Consider the following 2,467-nt stretch of genomic DNA (forward strand, 5'->3'; position numbering starts at 1 on the left):
GAACGCCGCGGTGCAGGCGCTGTCCGGCCTGCCCGGAGTACGCGCCGTCGTCGTCGATCCCGCTCACAGCGTTGCCGCAGCAGGTGAGAACATCCTGCTGCGCCCGCCGTTTTCGCGAACAGGCGATAAGAGACGGCCCCCCTTTACCAAATCTTGATAAACGGGCCGCCTGTTACTGGCAGTAAATCACCCCTGGGTTTCTGTCCGATAAGGCATTGAATCCCCGTTTCGCCCTTCCGTTCGATGCCACCCTGTGTGGCCGGGTGGTACCACGCTGTCGCACCCTGTTCATCACGCCATTACCAGTGAGTAACGAACCCCTTGTGCGGCGGGCGGGAATGCACCACGATCGGCCACGCTCGGTCCAATGACGCCAAGCCCGGCCGCCAGTCGGTGCGGTGGCTCCGTTGGGTCCCCACCGAGTGGGTCGGTGGCAGTGACACCGGCTCCGGACAGGGGGGTTCCTGCCATCGGCGGGGCCTGTCCGATCGGGCCGCGCGACTGCGCGGCCAGTGGTTGTCGCTCGGGGGTGATCGCCGGTGATTCGGGCGCGGTTCCCGCCTCCGTACGCGGGCGCTCTCCTTACCGAGGACGTAGCACTTCTCCCATCCCAGGACGGGCCCGGCCCGTACCGGAGATGTACGTCCGAGAAGGAGGAAAGAGAATGAGTTCCCAGGTTCGTGGCGGCACGAGATGGAAGCGCTTCGCTCTGGTCATGGTGCCGAGCGTCGCCGCGACCGCCGCAGTGGGGGTCGGCCTCGCGCAGGGCGCCCTGGCGGCGTCGTTCAGCGTGTCCGGCCAGGAGTTCAAGGTGAAGGCGGGCACCCTCGTCGGTCACGACTTCGTGCAGTACGGCTCCGTGGCCACAGGCAAGACCCTTGACGGCAAGGACGCGGCGCACGCCGTCGCCGTCTCCGGCTTCAGTGACGCCACGATCACCAACATGTGCCAGTCGGTGGTCACTCCGAACCTTCCGTTCGGTCTCGGCACCGTCACGCTGCGGCTGACGGCGGGTACGAACCCGAACAAGCCGGTCGAGGCGACCAACCTGTACCTGGACGTCGCCCAGCTCGACGCGGACGCCGAGTTCAAGAACATCGACATCGGTGTGGCGGCGGGCGACGTCGGCAAGCCGGGCATCCAGCCCGGTACCGAGAAGAAGGTCAACCCCAACGGCTTCGCGCAGCGTGCCGAGGAGGCCAAGCTGAGCAACGTGAGGCAGACGGCGTGGGCGACCACCGCCGGAACCTTCAAGCTCACCGACCTGAGCCTGCGGTTGAAGTCGGGCAACAAGCCTTGCTACTAGGGCATATGCCCGGGTGGCCGGGGCGCCCGCGAGGGATCTCCGGCCACCCACTCCTTCTCTTCTCACAGCAGTACCGGTTCCAGGGAGCTGTTTTCCATGAGCCCCGAGTCCACAGGGCAGAACGAGCACTTTCTCCGTGTCTTCCGGCGCGAATTCCGCGCCTGGCGGGGTAACCGGCCGTTCTGGGCGGGCCTGTTCACCATGATGGGCGGACTGCCCATCGCGTACTTCCCGTACGCCAACATGCACCTCGGCAACGTCACCCTGGCGATGTCCACGACGGCCGGCGCGGGTTCGCTGATCATCGGCGTCCTGCTGGTCACGCTGGGCCTCACCATGTGGTTCCACCACATCGTGAGAGTGTTCGCCGGAATCGCCACGATCCTGCTGGCGCTGGTCTCCATACCCGTGGCCAACATCGGCGGCTTCCTGATCGGCTTCCTGTTCGCCCTGCTCGGCGGCGCGCTCTCCGTCTCCTGGGCCCCCGGGGAGCCGGAGCCCGAAGCCCCGGACACCGGCATACGGAGTGGGGAGTTCGACGAGGTTGGTACGGGGACACCGGAGTCCGGCCCGGACCTGCGCAAGGTGGCGGTGGTGCCCCAGCGGAAGCCGGAACAGGACGACGACGCGACGGTCGAGGCCGACGGCGGGAGGCATCGTGCGGGGTGACGAGACACAGCTGAACTCGACCGAAGAGGACCACCGGACGAGAACCGGACCGCGCCACGCGGCCCCCAGGAAGTCGTTGCTGACGAAGCTGCACATCCCCGCGGGCAAGGCGTTCGCGCTCGCCGCGATGCCGACGGCCGTCTTCGTGGGCATGGGGCTGACACCCCGGCTCGCACTGGCCGACGACAACTCGGACATCCCCTTCGCGCCCGGCCCCTGCGTGACCCGCTCCGACGAACCGAGCGAGTCGCCGTCCCCGTCCGGGTCGGAGACGAAGTCCCCGTCGCCGTCCGCCACCGACTCCGGGGGCAAGGACGAGGACGAGGCGCCGAAGCCCTCGGTGACTCCGTCGGCGGACGACGCGGCGAAGCCCGGGGACAGGACCGAAGCCTGCTGCGTGTCGTGGCCCGGATCGCCGAGGCGACCGGCGACCCCGACCTGTGTGCCGGGCATCGGCGTCTGGCCGGCAAGGTGCTGGAACTCGTCGACGAG

Annotated in this window: 2 protein-coding genes and 1 pseudogene; all 3 read left to right on the forward strand. The window is 68.1% G+C overall.

Translation table 11 applies throughout. From position 1 onward, the window contains the following. Positions 1 to 664 precede the first annotated feature (664 nt). A complete protein-coding gene (locus AMK22_RS37135) occupies positions 665 to 1,306 on the forward strand; it encodes a DUF6230 family protein (protein ID WP_073792145.1) in 642 nt (213 codons plus the stop codon). 96 nt (positions 1,307 to 1,402) lie between these two features. Beyond that, a complete protein-coding gene (locus AMK22_RS37140) occupies positions 1,403 to 1,975 on the forward strand; it encodes a DUF6114 domain-containing protein (RefSeq protein ID WP_073792147.1) in 573 nt (190 codons plus the stop codon). Then, positions 1,965 to 2,467 (forward strand): annotated as a pseudogene (locus tag AMK22_RS37145) (hypothetical protein); the annotation flags it as partial. The gene AMK22_RS37140 and the pseudogene AMK22_RS37145, both read left to right, overlap by 11 nt.

This window comes from Streptomyces sp. CB01580 (assembly GCF_001905795.1).
GTDB lineage: Bacteria > Actinomycetota > Actinomycetes > Streptomycetales > Streptomycetaceae > Streptomyces.